Source organism: Nocardioides dubius, from assembly GCF_039528155.1.
In the GTDB taxonomy this organism is placed as follows: Bacteria; Actinomycetota; Actinomycetes; order Propionibacteriales; family Nocardioidaceae; genus Nocardioides; species Nocardioides dubius.
This window is the reverse complement of record NZ_BAAALG010000007.1, coordinates 1-2,413: the sequence shown is the minus strand read 5'-3', so window position 1 is coordinate 2,413 and position 2,413 is coordinate 1. Positions and strand designations below refer to the sequence as shown.

Below are 2,413 nucleotides of genomic sequence, written 5' to 3'. Positions count from 1 at the left end.
CCTGTCGTTCGTGCGCACCGCGCGGAGGGCCGCTGCCTCAGCTCAGCTCGTACTCCTTGGGACAGGCGTCGCCGGCGCAGTCGCGATACTCCGCCTCCCAGGCACGCAGACGCTTGAGCAGGTCCCGGTAGCGCGGCTGCCTGGCCAGGTTCCGGCTCTCGCCCGGATCGACGCTGCGGTCGTAGAGCTCCTCGGGGCCGTGGGTGGGCAGCACATAGGTGTAGCTGCCGTAGCGGATCCCGGTGTACATCGGGATCCGGCCGCCCTTGACCGGCCATGCCGAGATCGGGATCGGTCGCTTGCCGCTCTTCTGCTCCTGGAGGAGGGAGAGCACGTCGGTGCCGTCGATGGGACGGTTCGGCTTCGCGCCGGCGATCGCGGCGATCGTCGCCGCGAGGTCGGGGTTGGTGACCGGCAGGTCGCTGGTGGTGCCGCGGGGGAGTCCCGGGCCGCGCATCAGGATCGGGATCCGCAACGAGTTGTCGTAGGGGAGCACCTTCCCCATCCGGTTGTTGTGTCCGACCATGAAGCCGTTGTCGGAGGTGACGATGACGTAGGTCTCGTCGAGGATGCCCTGGTCCTCGAGCTCGGCGACGGTGTTGGCGATCGCGTCGTCCACGCTCAGCAACGACTCCAGCCGCTGCTGGTTGACCTCGCGCATCGCTGCCTTGTAGTTCGACGAGTGCTCCGGCAGGTACCAATGGCTGCCTCTGGTGCCGCGCCACATCTCCGGGACGTCGGGCAGCTCCTGGTCGGCGAACTTGTTGCGGTACTTCTCAGCCGGCATCGTCGTGCTCAGCTGGGCGTCGGGATCGTCGCCGAAGACGACGCTCGGGTCGTCGGACTCGCGAGGACCGCCGATGTGCGGCGCCACGTAGTTCACCCACATGTAGAAGGGACGCTCGGCGTCGCGCGACTCCAGCGCCTCGCGGGACATGTCCGCGATGATGTCGGTGTTGTAGCCCTCCGGCTTGACGATCCGGCCGTTGGCGTTGAACTCGGTCTCGGTGAAGGAGTACGTGCTGTCGTCGATGCTGGCGCGCCAGTCCGACCATCCCGCGGGGATCTGCTTCGGGCGATTCAGCCCGTACCCGTTCAGGTACTTGCCGACGAAGAGCGTGTCGTAGCCGGCCGACTGGAGCCAGACGGGCAGGGTGCGCTGCGGCTTGCGGAGCGCCTTCGGGCCGCCGGTGCGCCCCTTGATCGTGCGCGCCCCGTGATTGACGGCGTACTGCCCGGTCAGCAGCGAGGCGCGAGCCGGCACGCACAGGGGGGTGGGAGCGAGGCCGTCGGTGAGCGTGACGCCCTGATCGGCGATCAGCGACTGCAGGGCGGGCATGTGCGCGATGTCGTCGACGCTCATGTCGTCGGCGGTGATCAGCAGGACGTTGGGTGCACCGGCAGCGGGCGCCGGTTGACTGGTCGACGGCGAGGGACGCTTTCCGAGATCCTCGGGGAGTGAGTCGTCGCTGCAGGCGGCGAGCCCTGTGGTGAGCCCGAGGGCGGTCACCACCGCCCAGGCGGAGAGCGTGCGTCCCCGCCGCGTCGAGCGGCTCACGTGCGACATCGGGTACCTCTGCTTCAATCGACAAGGGGCGCGGTCGCCCCTCGGGCACCGGCCAGCGTAGTCGCGGGCCTGAACCACCCAGCGGCGGCGCGACAGGAGGGCCGGGAAGCAGTGCGGAACAGTCAGAACGGCGACCCTCTCTATGCGGAGGCGGTCCTGTGCTGCGCCGAGGCCGTCCCGGTGGGCCGCGCCACCAGCTACGGCGCGATCGCGGAGGCGCTCGCCGAGGTGTTGGGGCGCGGCGGTCCGCGTCAGGTGGCGCGGGTGATGTCGACCCAGGGCTCGGGCGTGCCGTGGTGGCGTGTGGTCCGCGCCGACGGGACTCTTCCGGTCGAGCTGGAGCGCCGGGCCGCGGAGCAGTACAGCGCGGAGGGCACGGTGCGTCGTCCGAGTGGGGCGGTCCGCTTCCCGGTCGCCTGGTGGCAACCCGACGAGGCCGTGCTGAGCGAACTGCGCGGGTTGGCCAAGGCCCATGAACAGGGGCCATCCACCGCCTGAACCCGGCGTCCCGGAGCGCTCGCGGCGCGACCCGAACGGGGTGTGGCGCGCGTTACGCCCGTTCGTTTTGCGTTGGAGGGCAATTGTTCTCTAATGTTTCACCTGTCGCCGCGAGCGGCAGGCAGGGAAACCGGCCGGCCGAAGTGGCGGATCTCCGCAGACACAGGGCTGCAACCTCGCAAGAGGTGGCGCTGTCCTGTGTACGACCATGTGGAGACACGGTCCAGAACGACCTGGTTTGACGGGGTCGGGCGGATCGGGTAAGTTTGGTCAGGTTGCGCCGAAGGAACTGGGTCGGGATCGGTCCGGGGTTTCGGGTGCGTTTGATGTTTGAGAACTCAACAGTGT

2 protein-coding genes are annotated in these 2,413 nt (G+C 69.0%); one reads left to right on the top strand and one right to left on the bottom strand.

Annotation, left to right across the window (positions count from 1 at the left end; all coding sequences use genetic code 11):
- Positions 1-37: 37 nt before the first annotated feature.
- The gene (locus ABD151_RS08800; RefSeq protein WP_343993401.1) at positions 38-1,567 is read right to left on the bottom strand and encodes a sulfatase-like hydrolase/transferase; all 1,530 of its coding nucleotides are present in this window, start codon (positions 1,565-1,567) and stop codon (positions 38-40) included.
- Between the two features lie 111 nt (positions 1,568-1,678).
- Between ABD151_RS08800 and ABD151_RS08795 the strand changes: the two genes are divergently transcribed.
- On the top strand, positions 1,679-2,065 hold the full coding sequence (locus ABD151_RS08795; protein WP_343993399.1) for an MGMT family protein: 387 nt from the start codon (positions 1,679-1,681) through the stop codon (positions 2,063-2,065).
- Positions 2,066-2,413: the final 348 nt, after the last annotated feature.

What these genes read in the sequence shown, in the direction of transcription:
- ABD151_RS08800 (WP_343993401.1), bottom strand. Translation starts at nt 1,567, where the DNA reads ATGTCGCACGTGAGCCGCTCGACGCGGCGGGGACGCACGCTCTCCGCC.